The following is a 17,909-nucleotide window of genomic DNA, read 5'->3' as shown; positions in this document are numbered from 1 at the left end:
GTAATCTTAGCTAAAGTATAAAAATTTAAAGACTAAGCCATTTTACCGTGGAATGTTCTGTTTATAACATCTAATTGTTGTTCTTTAGTTAATTTTATGAAGTTAACTGCATATCCAGAAACTCTTATAGTTAATTGTGGATATTCTTCTGGATGTTCCATAGCATCTTCTAAAGTAGCTCTATCAAATACATTAACATTTAAGTGATGAGCATTTTGAGCGAAGTAACCATCCATCATTGCAGAAAGATTATTTATTCTTTCAGCCATATCTTTTCCTAAAGCACCAGGTACTATAGAGAAAGTATTAGATATACCATCTTGAGCATGCTCATATGGTAATTTAGCAACTGAAGATAATGAAGCTAAAGCACCATTAGTATCTCTACCATGCATTGGGTTTGCACCAGGAGCAAATGGAGCACCAGCTCTTCTACCATCTGGTGTATTACCAGTTTTCTTACCATAAACAACATTTGAAGTTATTGTAAGTATAGATTGAGTAGGATAAGAATTTCTATAAGTTTTATTTTTTCTTATCTTATTCATGAAGCTTTCAACTAGCTCTACAGATATACTATCAACTCTATCATCGTTGTTTCCGTATTTTGGATAATCTCCTTCTATTTCGAAATCAACAGCTATTCCTTGTTCATTTCTGATAGTCTTAACTTTAGCATGTTTTATAGCAGATAATGAATCCGCACAAACTGATAATCCAGCCATACCACAAGCCATAGTTCTAAATATATCTCTATCATGTAATGCCATTTCTAATGCTTCATAAGAGTATTTATCATGCATATAGTGTATTACATTTAAAGTATTTACATATAAGTTTGCTAACCAATCAGTAAATGGTTCAAATTTACTCATAACTTCATCAAAGTCTAAATACTCAGAAGTTATAGGCTCAAATCTTGGCCCAACTTGAGCACCAGATTTTTCATCAATACCACCATTTATAGCATATAATAAAGTTTTTGCTAAGTTAACTCTAGCTCCGAAGAACTGCATTTGTTTACCTATTTTCATTGCAGATACACAACAAGCTATACCGTAATCATCTCCCCAGTATGGTCTCATTAAATCATCATTTTCATATTGAACTGAACTTGTATCTATAGATACTTTAGAACAGAAATCTTTGAATCCTTGAGGTAATTTAGTTGACCATAAAACTGTTAAGTTTGGTTCTGGTGATGGTCCTAATGTATATAGAGTATTTAACATTCTAAATGAGTTTTTAGTAACTAATGTTCTACCATCTACTCCCATACCTCCTATACACTCAGTTACCCAAGTTGGGTCTCCAGAGAATAAGTTGTTGTAATCAGGAGTTCTTAAGAATTTAACCATTCTTAATTTCATAACAAAATGGTCCATATATTCTTGTAATTCTTCCTCTGTTACTGTTCCAGCTTTTAAATCTCTTTCAAAGTATATATCTAGGAAAGTAGATGTTCTACCTAAAGACATTGCAGCACCATTTTGGTCTTTAACAGCAGCTAAATAACCAAAGTATAACCATTGTACAGCTTCTTTTGAGTTAGTTGCTGGTTTTGATATATCAAATCCATAAGATTCAGCCATCTTTTTAAGTTCGTTTAAAGCTGATATTTGTTCAGTTATTTCTTCTCTTAGTCTTATAACTTCTTCATCCATACAAGAAACTTCTAATGATTTCTTTTGTTCGATTTTATCTTCTATTAAGGCATCAACACCATATAAAGCAACTCTTCTATAGTCACCTATTATTCTACCTCTACCATAAGCATCTGGAAGACCTGTTATTATACCAGATTTTCTAGCAGCTCTCATTTCTGGAGTATATGCGTCAAAAACTCCTTGGTTATGTGTTTTTCTATATTTAGTGAATATTTCTTTTATTTCAGGGTCTAATTCATATCCAAAAGCATCACATGAATTTTCAACCATTTTTATACCACCATATGGCATAACCGCTCTTTTTAAAGGGGCATCCGTTTGTAATCCAACTATTGTTTCTAATACTTTATCTAAATATCCTGGAGCATATGCAGCTATTCCAGAAATAGTTTTTGTATCTACATCTAAAGTACCACCATTTTCTCTTTCTTTTTTAAATAAGACCATTGCTTTGTCCCATAATTTTTTAGTGTTTTCAGTAGCACCAGCTAAGAAAGAGTCATTTCCTTCATATGGAGAATAGTTTAATTGTATAAACTCTCTGACATTTACTTCTTTAGTCCATCTTCCTGTTTTAAATCCTTGCCATGCATTCATTAAGTATTTCCTCCTTAGATTTAAATGATAAATAATGTTATTAAAATTAATTTTTATATACTTAATTTATTTTATATATTTTTTAAAAAATATATTTTCTAATATAATAATAACATATTATACGTATCCTGTATACATGAAAAATAAAAAAATGTCGTTTTAAAGTATAAAACAAATTATATGTTAGTAATGTGATGAAATTATACCCATATATTAATAAAATGAAACAAATAAATGTCTAAATTAATAAGGTAATATTTGAAAAAATTATAAATTAGAAATAAATAAATCTCAGTACAAAAAAGAAAAAGCATACATCTTTACAACTTGAATATTTATTTAATAGGGGGAGGTGATATATTGTTTATCACAGTGATATTATTTTTAGTAGGTTTCCTATTAATTACTAAAGGCGCAGATATCTTTATAAATTGTACTGTAGAGATAGGTAGAAAAACGAATATTTCAGAAATTATACTTGGAGCAACTATTGTTAGTTTTGCAACAACATTGCCTGAATTTACAGTGTCATTACTTGCTTCTATTGATGGTCACACTACAATGAGTTTAGGAAATGCAATTGGTTCTATAATATGTAATACAGGATTAGCATTAGGGTTAGTTGTTTTTATAAGTCCATTTAATGTAGATAAAAAAATGTTTTTTTCTAAGTCTTTACTATTAATAGTATCTGTTATAGTTTTAATTTTATTGGGGTTAGATGGAGTTATAACAAGAGGAGATTCATTATTACTTATAATAATATTGATTTTTTATATGGTTAATAACTATAAGAGTGTTGTAGGGAAATCGCATACTAAAAATAGAGGTGTTCAAAAAGATACTATTAAAGAAATACCTACAAAGAAGAGTAAACAGTACAGAGGTTTCTCTATAGCAGAAATCATAAAAATACTAATAATTTTTGCTACAGGCTTAATAATGATGATAATAGGTTCTCAAATTCTTATAGAGAGTGGTGTAAGAATAGCTAGTTTTCTTAATATACCTCAAGGTATAGTGAGTTTGACTATAATAGCACTTGGAACTTCTTTACCAGAGATAGTGTCTTCAATTACTGCCATAAGAAAAAATCATCATGAAATATCTGTAGGAAATATTTTAGGTGCAAATATATTGAATATAGTATCAGTAATAGCTGTATCAGCAATACCAAATAACATACCAATATTATCTCAAAATAGAAAACTTGATATACCATTTATGATATTATTATTGTTATTAGTAATAGTACCAACTCTTAAATCAAATAGACTTAGTAGATTACAAGGTATATTAATGTTATTTACATATTTTATATATATATCAATTTTGTATTTTATGTATATTATTTAATCATACTGTTAAAAATATTAATTGCAGAATATCCTAAAAAAGTATATAATGGATAGGTTAAGATTAATTGATAACGGAGAGGAATAATATATGAATATAACAAAGTTTGAAGATTTACCAATAAATGAGGGAATAAAAAAAGCTATAGCTGAAATGGGGTTTGAAGAGCCATCTCCTATACAAGCACAGTCTATACCTGCAATTTTGTCAGGTAAAGACGTTATAGGACAAGCACAAACTGGTACGGGGAAAACAGCAGCTTTTAGTATACCTATACTAGAAACAATAGACCCAAATAATAGAAGTTTACAAGCTGTAGTACTTTGCCCAACAAGAGAACTTGCAATACAAGTATCTACAGAAATAAGAAAACTAGCTAAATACTCGTACGGAATAAAGACATTACCTATATATGGTGGTCAACCAATAGATAGACAGATAAAATCTCTAAAGAGTGGTGTGCAAGTTGTAATAGGTACACCTGGACGTACAATAGACCATATTAATCGTAAAACATTAAAGATGGATAATGTAAAAATGATTATACTAGATGAAGCAGACGAAATGCTAGATATGGGATTTAGAGAAGATATAGAAATGATTTTAAGTAAGATTCCTGAGGAAAGACAAACAACTTTCTTTTCAGCAACTATGCCAAAAGGAATTTTAGATTTGACTAAGAGATATCAAAAAGACCCAGAACATATAAAAGTTGTTAGAAAAGAACTTACAGTTTCAAATACAAAACAATATTATATAGAAACTAGATCATCAAATAAATTGGAAGTATTATGTAGATTAGTTGATGTGTATGACCCTAAATTGTCAGTTGTTTTCTGCAATACTAAGAGAAAAGCAGATGAATTAGTGGGAGATTTACAAGCAAGAGGATATTTTGCAGATGCATTACATGGTGATTTAAAGCAAACACAAAGAGATATAGTAATGGATAAGTTTAGAAATGGTACAATAGATATACTTGTTGCTACTGATGTTGCAGCTAGAGGTATAGATGTTGATGATGTTGAATGTGTATTCAACTATGATTTACCACAAGATGAAGAATACTATGTTCATAGAATTGGTAGAACTGGTCGTGCTGGTAGAGAAGGTATGTCATTTACTTTTGTATTTGGAAAAGAAATGAGAAAGATGAAAGATATAGAAAGATATACTAAATCTAAATTAATCAAGCATAATATACCAACAATAACTGATGTTGAAGAGAAAAAAGTAGGTACTTTCTTTGCACAAGTTAAACAAACTATAGAAGAAGGTCATTTAACTAAACAATTACAATGGTTAGAAAGCTTCTGTAATGATGAAGATTATGCAATGGTTGATATTGCTGCTGCACTTGTTAAGTTATCTCTAGGTGAAGAAATGAAAGAAGAAATAATAGAAGAAAAACCTAGAAGAGAACGTGGAGATAGAAAAGGTGTTACTGGAGCTAAAGATGGTATGATTAGATTGTTTATCAATATTGGTAGAAATCAAAGAATACAAGCTAAAGATATCGTTGGTGCTATAGCTGGAGAAGTTGGAATACCAGGTAAAATGGTAGGGACTATAGATATATATGATAAGTATACTTTTGTTGAAATACCTAAAAAAGATGCAAAAACAGTAATTGAAAAAATGAAAGATATTAAGATAAAAGGTAACAAAATTAATATAGAAAAAGCCAACAAAAAGAAAAAATAATATATAGTATATAAAAATATAATCGAAAGATATATAAAATAGTATATTGAATATTTAAAAAGCCTAATGTGTTTTCAAAACAGATGATAAGTAATCTGTAAGAATCAACAACATAAGGCTTTTATTGTTTTATATAATAGTATTATTAAAGACATTTTAAATTTTGTTTGTACTTTATTTCTGTAAGTAGAAAAAATACATTAGAAAATAAATAATCAAATAAAAATTAATTAATCGCTTAGAATTCTTTGTAATCCATACGGTTAACAGAATTTTTATGTTTATACTGGCAAAGGGGAAAGCATTGAAAACTAGATTGAAATGTGTAAAGAGTATATTATAATATAATGTGTTTATAACTTTCAAATATAGCACTAATATAATCATATTATAAGTAGGTTATAGATAAAAATCAATTTAACTTATCAAGTTAACTTTTAATGTGATACAAAAGAGAAAATGAAAAATGTCTAAGGATTTAAAATTAATTTTTAAACTTAGTAAAACCTTTCAATTACTGTATCTTAAAGATAAAGTAATTGAAAGGTTTTTTATTAACTAAGAAATATAGTAAGTAAATCTATAAGGCAGTCTAACTGCTATTTTAATATTAAACAGTATGTGTGAATTTAATATTGTGCTTTCTTAATTCGATTTGTTGAAAGTAATTTTATATGAATATCATATTTATAAGGTATTTTTAAATTTATTTTGATAAAATATATTTATGTCTTCAGCAGGATATTTTCAGTATACAAATCTTAATAAAAATATAGTGAATAGGTAGCGTTTATAAGGAGAGAAAGATATTTTATGGATACAATGAAGAAATTAAGTCATGGATGTACACTAGATTGCCATGATTGTTGTAAATTTAATGTTTATACTAGTGGAAATAATGTGATAAAAATTGAAGGAGATAGGAATCATCCTTATACAAAAGGATTTATATGTAAAAAAGGGTTGGCTCATTTAGATAGATTAAATCATAAAGATAGGATAGAGACTCCAATGTTAAAGGTAGACGGTCTATGGAAAAAGATTTCTTTTGATGAAGCATTAGAGATAATGGCAGATAAACTCCTATATTATAAAGAACAGTATACATCAAAGTCTATTATGCACTATGACCAATATGGAAGTGGGTCTATATTAAAATATATAGGAGATGTGTTTTTTAATTTTTATGGAGGAGTTAGTAGACATAAGGGAGGGCCATGTTGGAGTGCAGGAATACATGCCCAAAAGTATGACTTTGGAGTAGCTAAGGGACATGCTATAGAAGATATGCTAAACAGCAAGAGTATCTTTATATGGGGAAAAAATCCAGCATATACTACCATTCATACTATGCAAATAATTAAAAAAGCTAAAGAAAAAGGGATAAAAATAGTAGTCATTGACCCTATATATACAAAGACTGCTCAAATGGCAGATAAGTACATACAAGTAAGCCCTGGAACAGATGGAGCATTAGCTATGGCTATGGCAAAAATTATAATAGAAGATAACTTGCAGGATGAAGAATATATAAATTCGTATGTTGTTGGTTTTGAGGAATATAAAAAATATTTGGATTCATTAGATTTAAACTTTTTAAGTGATGAATGTGGTGTTAAAGAAAAGGATATAAGAGAGTTAGTTAATTTATATGCTAATAAATATTCAAGTATAAACGTAGGTTATGGTCTTCAAAAGTATAAAAATGGAGGAAATACAATAAGAGCGATAGATGCCTTAGGAGCTATAACAGGTCAAATAGGATTTAGTGGTGGAGGAGTGAATTATGCTAATAAGGTTTATCCAAATGTGATAGATGCTGACCCTTATAATAGTCAATCATATGGAGAAGATAGGGAGTTTTATGTAAGTAATATTAGCAAGTTTATAGAAGAATCTTTAAAAGACAATACACCAAATGAAGCTAATAATATGTTAGAGAAAACAAATAATATACTGAGTGAATTTGATAATATGTCAAGTAAATCACTAAAAGGAAATATTCCTATAAAGATGGCAGTAATAACTAAAAGTAACATGTTAAATCAGTTGCCAGATTTAGTAGAACTAGAAAGAGTTTTTTCAAAGATTGAATTTAAAGTATGTTTTGATATGTTTATAACTGACACAGCTACTTTATGTGACTTATTTATACCTTGTACAAATACGCTTGAAAGTGAAGATATAATTTATAGCTCAATGACTAATCCATATATAACATACAATGAAAGAGCAGTAAAACCAAAGCATGAATTGATGGATGAGTATTATTTCTTTATGGAGTTAGCTAAAAAGATGGAGCTAAGAGACTATCCTTTTGTATCAAAAAAAGAATACTTAGAAAAAGTAATTGAACCACTTAAATGCTTTGATAAAAGCCTAGATATAGAAAAACTTAAAAATAGTTATTTTACTATACATAATCCTATTGCTTGGGAAGATAAGAAGTTTGAAACTCCATCTGGAAAGTATGAACTTTATTCAGAAAGGATAAGAGATTTAGGAATTAGTCCAATTCCAGTGTATATAAGTAACAAAACTAGAAACTTTGAATATGAAAATAGAAAAAATATTTTTAGACTGCTAACTAATCACCATGCAGATACTTTGTTTAGTCAACACTTTATGGATAAGACATCTATAGCTCAAGCATATATAAATCAAAGTATGGCTAAAAAAATAGGTGTTAAGAATAAAGAGATTGTAGATTTAAAGTCAAAAAAAACAAAGATAGATGTTCAGATAAATATAGATAACAGAGTAAGTGATTATATAGTAAAAATGTATGTTGGATGGTGGAAGAAACATGGCAATCCTAATAGTTTAACAGATACTGGTATATCAGATATTGGTGGTCAAGTAACATATAATGAAACGATGGTAGAAATAATACGACAAAACTAGTTAAATTTCATTGAAGGAATAGAAATAAGATTATAGAATTGATTAAAAGTTACTATTTTTACAAAACTATTGAAGGAGGGATTTTGATGGTAAAATATTCCTTAGAACATAAGAATCTATACATAGAATTTATGTGCTCAGAACTAGACCACCATGTAGCTAATGAAATAAGGGAAGAAATAGATAACTTATTAAGTGTTAATCAAGTAAAAAATGTTGTATTTGATTTTGGAAATATTAATTTTATGGATTCTTCAGGTATAGGTGTCATCATAGGTAGATATAAAAAAATTTCTAATGAAGGGGGACGAGTTTCAGTAATTAATATAGGTTCACGAGTTAAGAAAATTTTTGATTTATCTGGGTTAAATAAAATTATTGGCATTTATGATACGTATGAAGAAGCTCTAAGTTCTTTGTAGGGAGGAGTATGTGATGAATAATATTATGGAAGTTAAATTTTCGGCACTATCAGAAAATGAAAGTTTAGCAAGAGTTATAGTAGCATCATTTGCAGCAAAATTAGACCCAACAGTAGATGAATTAGTTGATATAAAAACTGCTGTCTCTGAGGCTGTTACAAATGCTATAATACATGGATATGAAGAAGACAGTTCTAAGTTTGTTTTTTTGAGATGTGAGATAGAAGGAAATACTATAAAAATTGTAGTTGAAGATGAAGGGTATGGAATAGAAAATGTGGAGAAGGCAATGGAACCACTTTATACATCAAAACCAGAACTTGATAGATCAGGAATGGGATTCACAGTTATGAAAAGCTTTATGGACGATGTAGAGGTAAGTTCTAGAAAAGATAATGGCACTAGAATTGAAATGACTAAAAAAATAAATTTGCCTAAATAAAGTCCAAAAGTGAGGTTTTATTATGGAAGTAACTGTTGCCAGAGAAGAAAAAAAACCTCTTCTTAGTCATGAAGAGACTCTAGAACTTATTGATAAAGTTCAAAATGGAGATGAAGAGGCAAAAGAAATATTAATATCAAGTAATTTAGGTCTAGTTAGGAGCGTTGTATCTAGATTTTTAAATATAGGGTATGATAGAGAAGATTTATTTCAGTTAGGTTCTATAGGTTTAATAAAATCAATATATAAATTTGACCCCAAGTTTAATGTTAAATTCTCTACTTATGCAGTACCAATGATTCTAGGTGAAATAAAGAGATACTTAAGAGATGATGGTATGATAAAAGTATCAAGGTCATTGAAGCAAATAGCTGTAAAGGCCAAGATGGAAAGTGAAGCTTTAACTAAAAAGCTAGGTAGAGAGCCAAGTATAGAAGAAATAGCTCAAGCATTAGATGTAGAAAAAGAAGATTTAGTAATGGCTATGGAAGCTAACTTTAATGTAGAGTATTTGCAAGGTGTTATTCATGAAGAAGAAGGTTCTCCAATCTGTCTTATTGATAAGATAAGCATGAAAGGAGAAAGTGAGGAAGAAAAAGTTGTAGATAATATATTATTAAAGGACATACTTGGAAGACTGGATAAGAGAGAACGTCAAATAATAGTTCTCAGATATTTTGAAGATATGACTCAAAGTGAAATAGGAGAAATGCTCAATATATCACAGGTTCAAGTATCAAGAATAGAGAAAAAAGTATTGTCTAAGTTAAAAGAATATATATCATGATAATATTTATAATATATTAAGTTTTTATATTAAGTTTTTAAGTTTCGATTAAAAAATTATAAGTTCAAATAAAAAATATTAAAAAACAAGGTGTCTTTATAATAGAAAATAAATTATTTTCTTTATTAGGCATCTTTTTTATTTTTTGACAAAACTTTAAGTGTCTAAAATAAATTATAGGTTTATTTTTTTAAAATTAACAAATAATACTTTAGAGAGGTGTTTAGTATGGATAAAAATTATAAAAAGTATGTAGACCAAATAAGCCCAAAACCTACATATTTAAAAAACTATACACTTGCATTTATTGTAGGTGGAATTATTTGTATGATAGGGCAAGCTATAAATGATTTATACATGAAAGTTGGAGGGCTTGATAAATTAGGTGCTAGTTCTGCTACATCAATAACACTAATATTTATAGGGGCATTTCTAACTGGATTAGGAGTTTATGACCTAATCGGAAAAAGAGCAGGAGCTGGTTCTATAATACCAATAACAGGTTTTGCTAACTCAATAGTATCTCCTGCAATGGAGTATAAAAGAGAAGGATATGTATTAGGTGTAGGTGCAAACCTATTTAAAATTGCAGGACCAGTTTTAGTTTATGGTATAGGTTCTTCTATTTTATGTGGAATTATTTATTATATTTTTAAAATGTTTTAGATGATTTTTATTTAATTTAAACTTTATTAATTAACTATTAGCTAGAAAAATTATCTATTAGAAAATAGCTATGAAAATTTCAATTAATATTAAAGGATTAAATAGTAAAATTCAAAATTAAAAAGGTGTGAAAATATGAAAAATAAAAGAATTGGAAAAAGAACAGTCAAGCTAGAAAATAAACCAACAATAATATCAGCTGGCACTATAGTCGGTTCTAAAGAAGGTGAAGGACCGCTAAAGGACTATTTTGATATGATTATGACCGATGATTTATATGGTGAAAAAACTTGGGAATTAGCTGAAAGTAAAATGGTAGAGACTGCATCACAGAAAGCCATACAAAAGGCAGGAAAAAAACTGTCAGATGTAAATTACATGTTAGGTGGAGATTTAATCAATCAAATAGTACCAGCATCTTTTGCTGCAAGAGAATTAGCAATTCCATTTTTGGGTATATATGGTGCTTGTTCTACAATGGCAGAAGGACTTTGCATAGGTTCTATGCTTGTAGATGGTGGTTTTGCAGATTTAGTGCTATCAGGTACATCAAGCCATTATTGTACAGCAGAAAGACAATTCAGATTTCCACTAGAGCTAGGAAATCAAAAGCCAATGACAGCTCAATGGACAGTTACAGGAGCAGGAAGTGTTTTACTAGCTCCTAATGGAGAAGGTCCTAAAGTAAAATATGTTACAGTTGGAAAAGTAATAGATAAAGGTATTGATGATGGTAATAATATGGGACCAGCCATGGCTCCAGCAGCAATAGATACTATATATTCTTATTTTGAAGACACTAATGATGACCCAAATAGCTTTGACATAATTGCCACTGGCGATTTAGGTACACTTGGAAAACAGATAACAGAAGACTTTTTAAAACAAAAAGGTGTAGATATTTCAAAGTGTTATACTGATTGTGGTATAGAAATGTTTAACCTTAAAGAGCAAGATGTTCACTGTGGTGGAAGTGGATGTGGATGTTCAGCTACAGTATTTGCAGGATATATATATGAAAAGTTAAGAAAAAAAGAATTTAACAAAGTAATGCTCGTATCAACAGGAGCACTATTATCACCAACAAGTACACTACAAAAGCAAACAATACCATGTGTTGCACATGCAGTAGTAATAGTAAATGAGTAGGATGTGATATATATGTTAATGGACTATGTAAGAGTATTTATTGTAGGTGGAATTATATGTTTAATAGCCCAAGTAATGATGGATTATTTTAAGATGCAAACTCCATATGTTATGGTAACATATGTAACATCTGGTGTAGTTTTAACTTTTCTAGGACTTTATGAGCCATTAGTTAAGTTTGCAGCAGCAGGTGCAACAGTTCCTATAATAGGATTTGGATATTCACTTGCAACAGGAGTGATAAAATCAATACAAAGTGATGGATTTTTAGGTATTTTTCTAGGTGGAACAACTGCTACAGCTGGTGGAATAGCCGCAGCTATATTTTTTGGATATATTATGTCAGTAGTATTTACACCAAAAGCAAAACCATAAAATCACTTAAATATATGATAAGTTTTTTTATTAAAATAGGTAGATATCTTTTTAGATTCTACCTATTTTTTTATAGTTACAAGCGTTTACATAATCAAGTTGACAATTATTTACAACATGGTGTAGTATTATATTAGCAAAAATAAAATGAAGTGAAGTAGGGGATAAAGATGGTAACTATTAAAGATATTGCAAAGAACCTAGGCATTAGCTATTCAACTGTCTCTAGGTGCTTAAACAATAATCCTAATGTATCTGAAAAAACAAAAAAGAAGGTAGTGGAAGAGGCTAACAGGCTAGGGTTTCATTTTAATGTAAATGCGAGAAATCTAGCAAAAAAAGAAACAAATAGAATAGGGGTAATCTTTTCAAATAATTTTAATCATCAAGACACTAGAAAATTTTTTAGTGATATAATGGACAGTTCTATAAATTCTATTGAGACTAATAAGTACGACTTTATAATACAGCCTAATAATAACATTAGTGGTGACAGTAATGTCTATAAAATGGTTAATGGACAAATGGTTGATGGATTAGTAATAGTGTCTCAATCAATAAAAAAAGAAGAGTATGAGTTTTTAAAAGACAATAATTTTCCACATGTATTCATATATTTTAAGCCATCTTTTGTAGGAGAAGTAGATAATTTCTTTTGGGATGATAACGTATATGGAGGTTATATAGCTACTAAGCATTTAATAGATCATGGTCATAAAAATATAATAACAATAACTTCAGAAGATAAGAGTTCAAAAATGCACGAAGATAGAACAAAAGGGTATTTAAATGCTATGGAAGAAGCTAATTTAAAGACTGATGTAATTGAATCTAGAATGGATTTTGAATCTCAAGTTGAGCTATTAAAAAAATATATTGATAAAATAAAAAAAGCTTCAGCTATATTTGTGCAACAAGATGTACCAGCTATTTCTATAATACAAGAATTAAAAACTACTTATGGTATAAATGTACCAGAAGACATATCTGTAATAGGATATAATAATATTGAATTGATATCTTACTTTAGGTCACACTTATCAACAATAGATGACCCAAGAGAACAAGTTATAAAAAATGGAGTAGATAGTTTAGTAAATACAATAAATAAAAAGAGTACAGAACATATCCCAAGAAAACTTTATCCAAGACTAATTATAAGAAACAGCGTTAATAGAATAAAAAACTAAAAGTAGTCCAGTTGATTATAAAATTTAATATGAATAAAAACCTGCATAAAAATAAAAATACTGGAATGAAAACTCATTCCAGTATAAAGTCCAACCTTTTGGGTCTCAGTGCAACATTGAGCTTTACTATTTATTAAGATAGTTTTTTATAAAATCAATAAACATCCTTGTTGACTTGTTTAAAAATTTATTATCTGTCCAATATAGCTCAATAAATTGCTCACATCTTATATCATTAATAGGCAATAGTTTAATAGAAGATTCATAATCTATACACCATGATTTTTCAGGAATAAATCCAACTCCATGACCTTCTTTTATCAAATTATAAACAGTTGAAGGAGAATCACATTCAAAACATACATTAGGTTCAAAGTCAGCATAGTTACAAAATCTATCTGTAATTTTTCTGAAATTTGTACCTTCTTCTAAACATATAAAATTCTCATCTTGTACATCTTTAAAATATATACTGTTAAGCTTTGATAGTGGATTGTTATAAGGGATACCTATAAATATTTCTTCACTAGTTAATACTTCATAATTTGATGATTTAAATTCAAAGCAATATGAAGTAATACATATATCAAAATCGTAGTCAAATGTTGATTTTGGAACATGTTGCATTAATTTGAATGAAATATTTGGATGTAATTTTTTAAATTCACTAAGTACATCTAAAATTAACCCTGATGCAGTAAGTACGATTAATTTGATTTGGTCAAACTCACTACAAGCTAAATCTTTTATTTCTTTAGTTGATGTATCTAATAAATTAAGTATTGAATCAACTCTTTTAAGAAAAATATTTCCGCAATAGTTTAATTTAATAGACCTTCCTTTCCTGTCAAATAATTTTACACCTAAATCCATTTCAAGTAGAGCTATACTTTTACTAAGTGCTGACTGTGTTACATGCAATTGCTTAGCAGCATTAGTCATATTTTCAGTACGAGCTATAACTTGAAAATATTTTAATTGTAATAAATCCATGATGTTTAATCCTCCTTTTGCTTTATGACTAAAAGCATATAAAAATAATGAAAAATTTATATTATACATTATCGATGAGAGAATATATAATTAAATCACTAACAATTATATTGTAAGAAAATTATAAAAATTGCAAGGAGGTACAGAAATGAAAGGAAAGACAGGAATTAGAAATGCTCTGATAGCAGCCTGTATAATTACAGTATTGGCTGAATTAATTGGGCCTATTTCATTTAAAGTTATGGGTATTAATATAACTTTACTTAGTATACTATGGGCTATCTTTATAGGTATGGCTGTTTCCCCTCATTTGTTAGGAAGGATTATACCAGCTTTAAAAAAGTTTATAGGAGATAATGAAATAAATGTATCTCCATATCTTTTATCCTTAACTCTATATCCATTGGGAATCATGTTTGGAATTAATGCAGGACCTAAAGTTGGTATATTACTTCAAGCAGGACCAGCACTTTTATTACAAGAGTTTGGTCATATGGGTACAATGTTAATAGCATTACCTGTTGGAGTAGCATTAGGTCTTGGAAGAAGTGCATTAGGAGGAACTTTTTCATTATGTCGTGACACAGCACTAGGAATTATTGGGGATAAGTATGGATTGAATTCACCAGAAGGTATAGGAACATTAGGAACTTATATAAGTGGTAGTATCTTTGGAACATTATTATTTTCATTTTTGGCACCACTGGGTGTTCTTATAGGCTTTCATCCATATGCTTTAGCAATGGCATCAGGAATGGGAAGTGGTTCTATGATGGGGGCTGCAACAGCATCATTGATGAATACTGTACCAAATATGTCTGAACAGATTTTAGCTTATTCAGCAACCAGCGGATTGATTACAGCTGTTACTGGAATATACATAGAATTATTTTTATCATTACCAGTTGCCAATTATTATTATAGTAAAGTGGCTCCAATTATTGAGAAGTTTAGAAGTAGAAAAAAAACAAAAACAAGAGATGTTTTATAATGGAGGGTGTATAGATGGAAAAAACTTTGAAGACTATTATGGAACAGATAAAAATAGTAATGTTCATATATATTATTATTTGCTTTGGACAGGCTATAGCACTTAAAACACAGGCTAAAGATTTATTGATTGGAAGTGTATTTGGTTTTATATTAGTAATAATTGCTATTGTAATAAAGAATTTTGTTAAGAGACCAAATTTACCAGGTTTTGCATGGGCTACTTTGGTTGCGTTTGTATTATCACTTCCAATATCACCAGTTGGAGATTTTATAGCAAGTAATATAGGAAAAATAAATTTTATGTCTACAGTAACACCATTATTAGCTTTTGCAGGAATTTCTGTAGGTAACCAATTGGATATATTAAAGACTTTGAGCTGGAAGCTAGTAGTTATATCATTTATAGTTATGACATCTACTTATTTTGGTTCTGCTTTTATATCTCAAACAGTTCTAAAAATAAATGGAATGCTTTAAGGAGGTAGTAAGTATGGAAGAATTAAAATTAAAAATCAAAGAAGATATAAAGTTGTTATCTGATGAGAAAAAAGCATCATTTGAAAAGGTATCTAAATCTTTATTTGAAAATCCAGAATTAGCATTTGAAGAATTTAAATCACAAAAAGCATTATGTGATTTATTAGAAGAAAATGGATTCAATGTGACAAAAGGTGTAGGAGGATTAGAAACATCTTTTGAGGCAGTCTACTCAAATGGAACTGGTGGAAAGACAGTGGCTTTTTTAGCTGAATATGATGCACTTCCAGGTATGGGACATGCTTGTGGACACAATATTATAGGCACAAGTTCTGTTGGAGCGGGTATTATTTTAAAAGAAGTTATAAAAAAATATGATATAGAAGGAACTGTAAAAGTGTTTGGAACACCTGCTGAAGAAAGAGTAGGTGGAAAGATAACTATGATTAGAGAAGGAGTATTTAAAGATGTAGATGCTGCATTAATTTTACATCCATGTGATGCTTCAATACCTGATGATATATCATTTGCTCAAGTTAATTTAAAATTTGATTTTAGTGGAAAAGCTTCTCATGCTGCTGCTTATCCTTGGGAAGGAAGAAGTGCATTAAGTGGAGTAATAGCATTGTTTAATAGTGTAAATAGCATGAGATTACATCTTAAAGATTATGCAAGAGTACATGGAATTATAACTGATGGAGGTAGTATACATAACATAATTCCCGAAAAATCTACAGCTATATTTAATGTAAGAGCATTAAGCATAGAATACCTAAATGAAATTTGTGATATGCTTAAAAATTGTGCTAAGGGAGCTGCAATTTCTACAGGAACTAGTGTAGAAGTAATTCAATTAGATGAGATATATAAAGAAATAAAAAATGATTCAAGATTAGTAAATATAGTTAGAGAAAATTTTGAAGTATTAGGTGAAGACTATATTGAAAGAGATTTAACTCAAGGTATTGGCTCAACTGATACTGGAAATTTAACTCATGAAATACCTGCAATACAAGCGTATATCAAATTAAAAGAAAATACTGCAACTCATACAGAAGAATTTGCTGTAGCTGCTGGTGGAGAAGAAGGAAAAATAGCACTTATAAAAGCAATTAAAGTACTAGCAATGTGTGGTGTAGATGTTTTGTACAGTAAATAATGTATTATTAAAAAAATACATAAAGAAAGGAGATTAAATATGGTATTAAAACAAGTATTAGAGGTTTATGATATTTTAGACAAATCAACTGCAAGTGGAGAAGAAGTAAAGACATACTTACAAAGCTATGGTGGAGAAAATATAATAGTAAAAAAGCTTTCATCAAGTAAAGGTTCTACAGATTTAGTTAAGCTTACAATTGCTGGCAAGAATGGTAAATTAAAAGGAGGAAGTGCTCCTACTCTTGGTATTTTAGGCAGACTTGGAGGTATTGGGGCAAGACCAGAGGTAATAGGTTTTGTTTCAGATGGTGATGGAGCATTGGTAGCAATTTCAGTAGCAGCGAAACTTTTAGATATGCAACGAAAAGGAGATGTATTAGAAGGAGATATTGTGATTTCGACTCATATTTGTCCAGATGCTCCAACTAAAGAGCACTATCCTACACCTTTTATGGATTCACCAATAGATATGATAACTATGAATGAAAATGAAGTTGACAGTAGTTGTGATGCAATACTTTCAATCGATACTACTAAAGGTAATAGAATAATCAATACTAGAGGATTTGCAATATCGCCAACTGTAAAAGAAGGGTATATATTGAAAACTAGTGATAATCTTTTAGATATTATACAGACTGTAACTGGAAAATCTCCATTTGTATTTCCTTTATCTATTCAAGATATAACACCATATGGAAATGACTTGTATCATTTGAATAGTATTTTACAGCCAGCAGTTGCTACAAATTCTCCAGTAGTTGGAGTAGCAATTACTACAGAAATGCCTGTTGCTGGATGTGCTACAGGTGCAACTCATTTTAGTGATTTAGAGTCAGCTGGTAGATTTGCAATTGAAGTTGCCAAATTATTTGGTGTAAATAAGTGTGATTTTTATGATAAGGAAGAATGGGATATACTTATCAAAAGATATGGTAAATTAAATACATTCCAGACTTTTGGTATACAATAAGCAAAAAATATAAAATTTATATAATTTGTAATACATAAATATTATAACAATTC

Annotated in this window: 16 protein-coding genes; 14 read left to right on the top strand and 2 right to left on the bottom strand. The window is 29.2% G+C overall.

Translation table 11 applies throughout. From position 1 onward, the window contains the following. Nucleotides 1–32: 32 nt before the first annotated feature. The gene (gene pflB, locus KGF46_RS10815) at nt 33–2,264 is read right to left on the bottom strand and encodes a formate C-acetyltransferase (RefSeq protein ID WP_227861970.1); all 2,232 of its coding nucleotides are present in this window, start codon (nt 2,262–2,264) and stop codon (nt 33–35) included. 360 nt (nt 2,265–2,624) lie between these two features. Here pflB and KGF46_RS10810 point away from each other — a divergent pair, with 360 nt between their 5' ends. The 10 genes from KGF46_RS10810 (at nt 2,625) to KGF46_RS10765 (ending at nt 13,259) form a co-directional block, all read left to right on the top strand. Continuing rightward, the gene (locus KGF46_RS10810) at nt 2,625–3,620 is read left to right on the top strand and encodes a calcium/sodium antiporter (protein ID WP_227829684.1); all 996 of its coding nucleotides are present in this window, start codon (nt 2,625–2,627) and stop codon (nt 3,618–3,620) included. Nucleotides 3,621–3,710: 90 nt separating this feature from the next. After that, nucleotides 3,711–5,324 (top strand): DEAD/DEAH box helicase, encoded by a 1,614-nt coding sequence (locus KGF46_RS10805; RefSeq protein ID WP_227829683.1) that lies wholly within the window; start codon nt 3,711–3,713, stop codon nt 5,322–5,324. An 813-nt stretch (nt 5,325–6,137) separates the two neighbouring features. Beyond that, nucleotides 6,138–8,228 carry a molybdopterin-dependent oxidoreductase gene (locus tag KGF46_RS10800; protein ID WP_227854709.1) on the top strand — a complete coding sequence of 697 codons (2,091 nt, stop codon included), beginning with the start codon at nt 6,138–6,140 and terminating at the stop codon, nt 8,226–8,228. Between the two features lie 86 nt (nt 8,229–8,314). After that, complete coding sequence (spoIIAA, locus tag KGF46_RS10795; RefSeq protein ID WP_227829681.1) at nt 8,315–8,650, top strand: anti-sigma F factor antagonist; 336 nt, start codon at nt 8,315–8,317, stop codon at nt 8,648–8,650. Nucleotides 8,651–8,663: 13 nt separating this feature from the next. Then, a complete protein-coding gene (gene spoIIAB, locus KGF46_RS10790) occupies nt 8,664–9,092 on the top strand; it encodes an anti-sigma F factor (RefSeq protein ID WP_227829680.1) in 429 nt (142 codons plus the stop codon). 22 nt (nt 9,093–9,114) lie between these two features. After that, nucleotides 9,115–9,879 carry an RNA polymerase sporulation sigma factor SigF gene (sigF, locus tag KGF46_RS10785; protein ID WP_227433403.1) on the top strand — a complete coding sequence of 255 codons (765 nt, stop codon included), beginning with the start codon at nt 9,115–9,117 and terminating at the stop codon, nt 9,877–9,879. A gap of 228 nt (nt 9,880–10,107) precedes the next feature. Then, a complete protein-coding gene (gene spoVAC / locus KGF46_RS10780; protein ID WP_003418420.1) occupies nt 10,108–10,545 on the top strand; it encodes a stage V sporulation protein AC in 438 nt (145 codons plus the stop codon). Nucleotides 10,546–10,680: 135 nt separating this feature from the next. Continuing rightward, nucleotides 10,681–11,694 carry a stage V sporulation protein AD gene (gene spoVAD / locus KGF46_RS10775; RefSeq protein WP_227829679.1) on the top strand — a complete coding sequence of 338 codons (1,014 nt, stop codon included), beginning with the start codon at nt 10,681–10,683 and terminating at the stop codon, nt 11,692–11,694. 12 nt (nt 11,695–11,706) lie between these two features. After that, nucleotides 11,707–12,069, top strand: a complete 363-nt coding sequence (gene spoVAE / locus KGF46_RS10770) for a stage V sporulation protein AE (protein WP_169468704.1) — start codon at nt 11,707–11,709, stop codon at nt 12,067–12,069. Between the two features lie 170 nt (nt 12,070–12,239). Then, on the top strand, nt 12,240–13,259 hold the full coding sequence (locus KGF46_RS10765; RefSeq protein WP_227829678.1) for a LacI family DNA-binding transcriptional regulator: 1,020 nt from the start codon (nt 12,240–12,242) through the stop codon (nt 13,257–13,259). A gap of 126 nt (nt 13,260–13,385) precedes the next feature. Here the strand turns inward: KGF46_RS10765 and KGF46_RS10760 are convergent, their stop codons facing one another. Continuing rightward, the gene (locus KGF46_RS10760; protein ID WP_227829677.1) at nt 13,386–14,252 is read right to left on the bottom strand and encodes a LysR family transcriptional regulator; all 867 of its coding nucleotides are present in this window, start codon (nt 14,250–14,252) and stop codon (nt 13,386–13,388) included. A 148-nt stretch (nt 14,253–14,400) separates the two neighbouring features. Between KGF46_RS10760 and KGF46_RS10755 the strand changes: the two genes are divergently transcribed. From KGF46_RS10755 to KGF46_RS10740, 4 genes are read left to right on the top strand one after another with little or no spacing between them, the layout of a single operon-like run. Continuing rightward, a complete protein-coding gene (locus KGF46_RS10755) occupies nt 14,401–15,243 on the top strand; it encodes a DUF3100 domain-containing protein (protein WP_227829676.1) in 843 nt (280 codons plus the stop codon). Nucleotides 15,244–15,257: 14 nt separating this feature from the next. Next, nucleotides 15,258–15,722, top strand: coding sequence for a hypothetical protein (locus tag KGF46_RS10750; RefSeq protein WP_227829675.1), 465 nt, complete (start codon nt 15,258–15,260; stop codon nt 15,720–15,722). Between the two features lie 13 nt (nt 15,723–15,735). Continuing rightward, on the top strand, nt 15,736–16,881 hold the full coding sequence (locus KGF46_RS10745; protein ID WP_227829674.1) for a M20 family metallopeptidase: 1,146 nt from the start codon (nt 15,736–15,738) through the stop codon (nt 16,879–16,881). A 39-nt stretch (nt 16,882–16,920) separates the two neighbouring features. Next, a complete protein-coding gene (locus tag KGF46_RS10740; RefSeq protein WP_227842789.1) occupies nt 16,921–17,856 on the top strand; it encodes a DUF1177 domain-containing protein in 936 nt (311 codons plus the stop codon). Nucleotides 17,857–17,909 lie beyond the last annotated feature (53 nt).

The sequence above is a fragment of the Clostridioides sp. ZZV14-6153 genome (assembly GCF_020657855.1).
Lineage (GTDB): Bacteria > Bacillota > Clostridia > Peptostreptococcales > Peptostreptococcaceae > Clostridioides.
The sequence above is the reverse complement of the archived record's forward strand: the minus strand, read 5'-3'. Positions and strand labels throughout refer to the sequence as shown.

Excerpts from the sequence above, each read along its gene's own strand:
- KGF46_RS10800 (WP_227854709.1), top strand. The coding sequence starts at position 6,138 with ATGGATACAATGAAGAAATTAAGTCATGGATGTACACTAGATTGCCAT.
- spoIIAB (WP_227829680.1), top strand. The coding sequence starts at position 8,664 with ATGAATAATATTATGGAAGTTAAATTTTCGGCACTATCAGAAAATGAA.
- KGF46_RS10765 (WP_227829678.1), top strand. The coding sequence starts at position 12,240 with ATGGTAACTATTAAAGATATTGCAAAGAACCTAGGCATTAGCTATTCA.
- spoVAC (WP_003418420.1), top strand. The coding sequence starts at position 10,108 with ATGGATAAAAATTATAAAAAGTATGTAGACCAAATAAGCCCAAAACCT.
- spoVAD (WP_227829679.1), top strand. The coding sequence starts at position 10,681 with ATGAAAAATAAAAGAATTGGAAAAAGAACAGTCAAGCTAGAAAATAAA.
- KGF46_RS10745 (WP_227829674.1), top strand. The coding sequence starts at position 15,736 with ATGGAAGAATTAAAATTAAAAATCAAAGAAGATATAAAGTTGTTATCT.
- KGF46_RS10805 (WP_227829683.1), top strand. The coding sequence starts at position 3,711 with ATGAATATAACAAAGTTTGAAGATTTACCAATAAATGAGGGAATAAAA.
- KGF46_RS10750 (WP_227829675.1), top strand. The coding sequence starts at position 15,258 with ATGGAAAAAACTTTGAAGACTATTATGGAACAGATAAAAATAGTAATG.
- pflB (WP_227861970.1), bottom strand. The coding sequence starts at position 2,264 with ATGAATGCATGGCAAGGATTTAAAACAGGAAGATGGACTAAAGAAGTA.
- spoVAE (WP_169468704.1), top strand. The coding sequence starts at position 11,707 with ATGTTAATGGACTATGTAAGAGTATTTATTGTAGGTGGAATTATATGT.
- KGF46_RS10740 (WP_227842789.1), top strand. The coding sequence starts at position 16,921 with ATGGTATTAAAACAAGTATTAGAGGTTTATGATATTTTAGACAAATCA.
- spoIIAA (WP_227829681.1), top strand. The coding sequence starts at position 8,315 with ATGGTAAAATATTCCTTAGAACATAAGAATCTATACATAGAATTTATG.
- sigF (WP_227433403.1), top strand. The coding sequence starts at position 9,115 with ATGGAAGTAACTGTTGCCAGAGAAGAAAAAAAACCTCTTCTTAGTCAT.
- KGF46_RS10760 (WP_227829677.1), bottom strand. The coding sequence starts at position 14,252 with ATGGATTTATTACAATTAAAATATTTTCAAGTTATAGCTCGTACTGAA.
- KGF46_RS10755 (WP_227829676.1), top strand. The coding sequence starts at position 14,401 with ATGAAAGGAAAGACAGGAATTAGAAATGCTCTGATAGCAGCCTGTATA.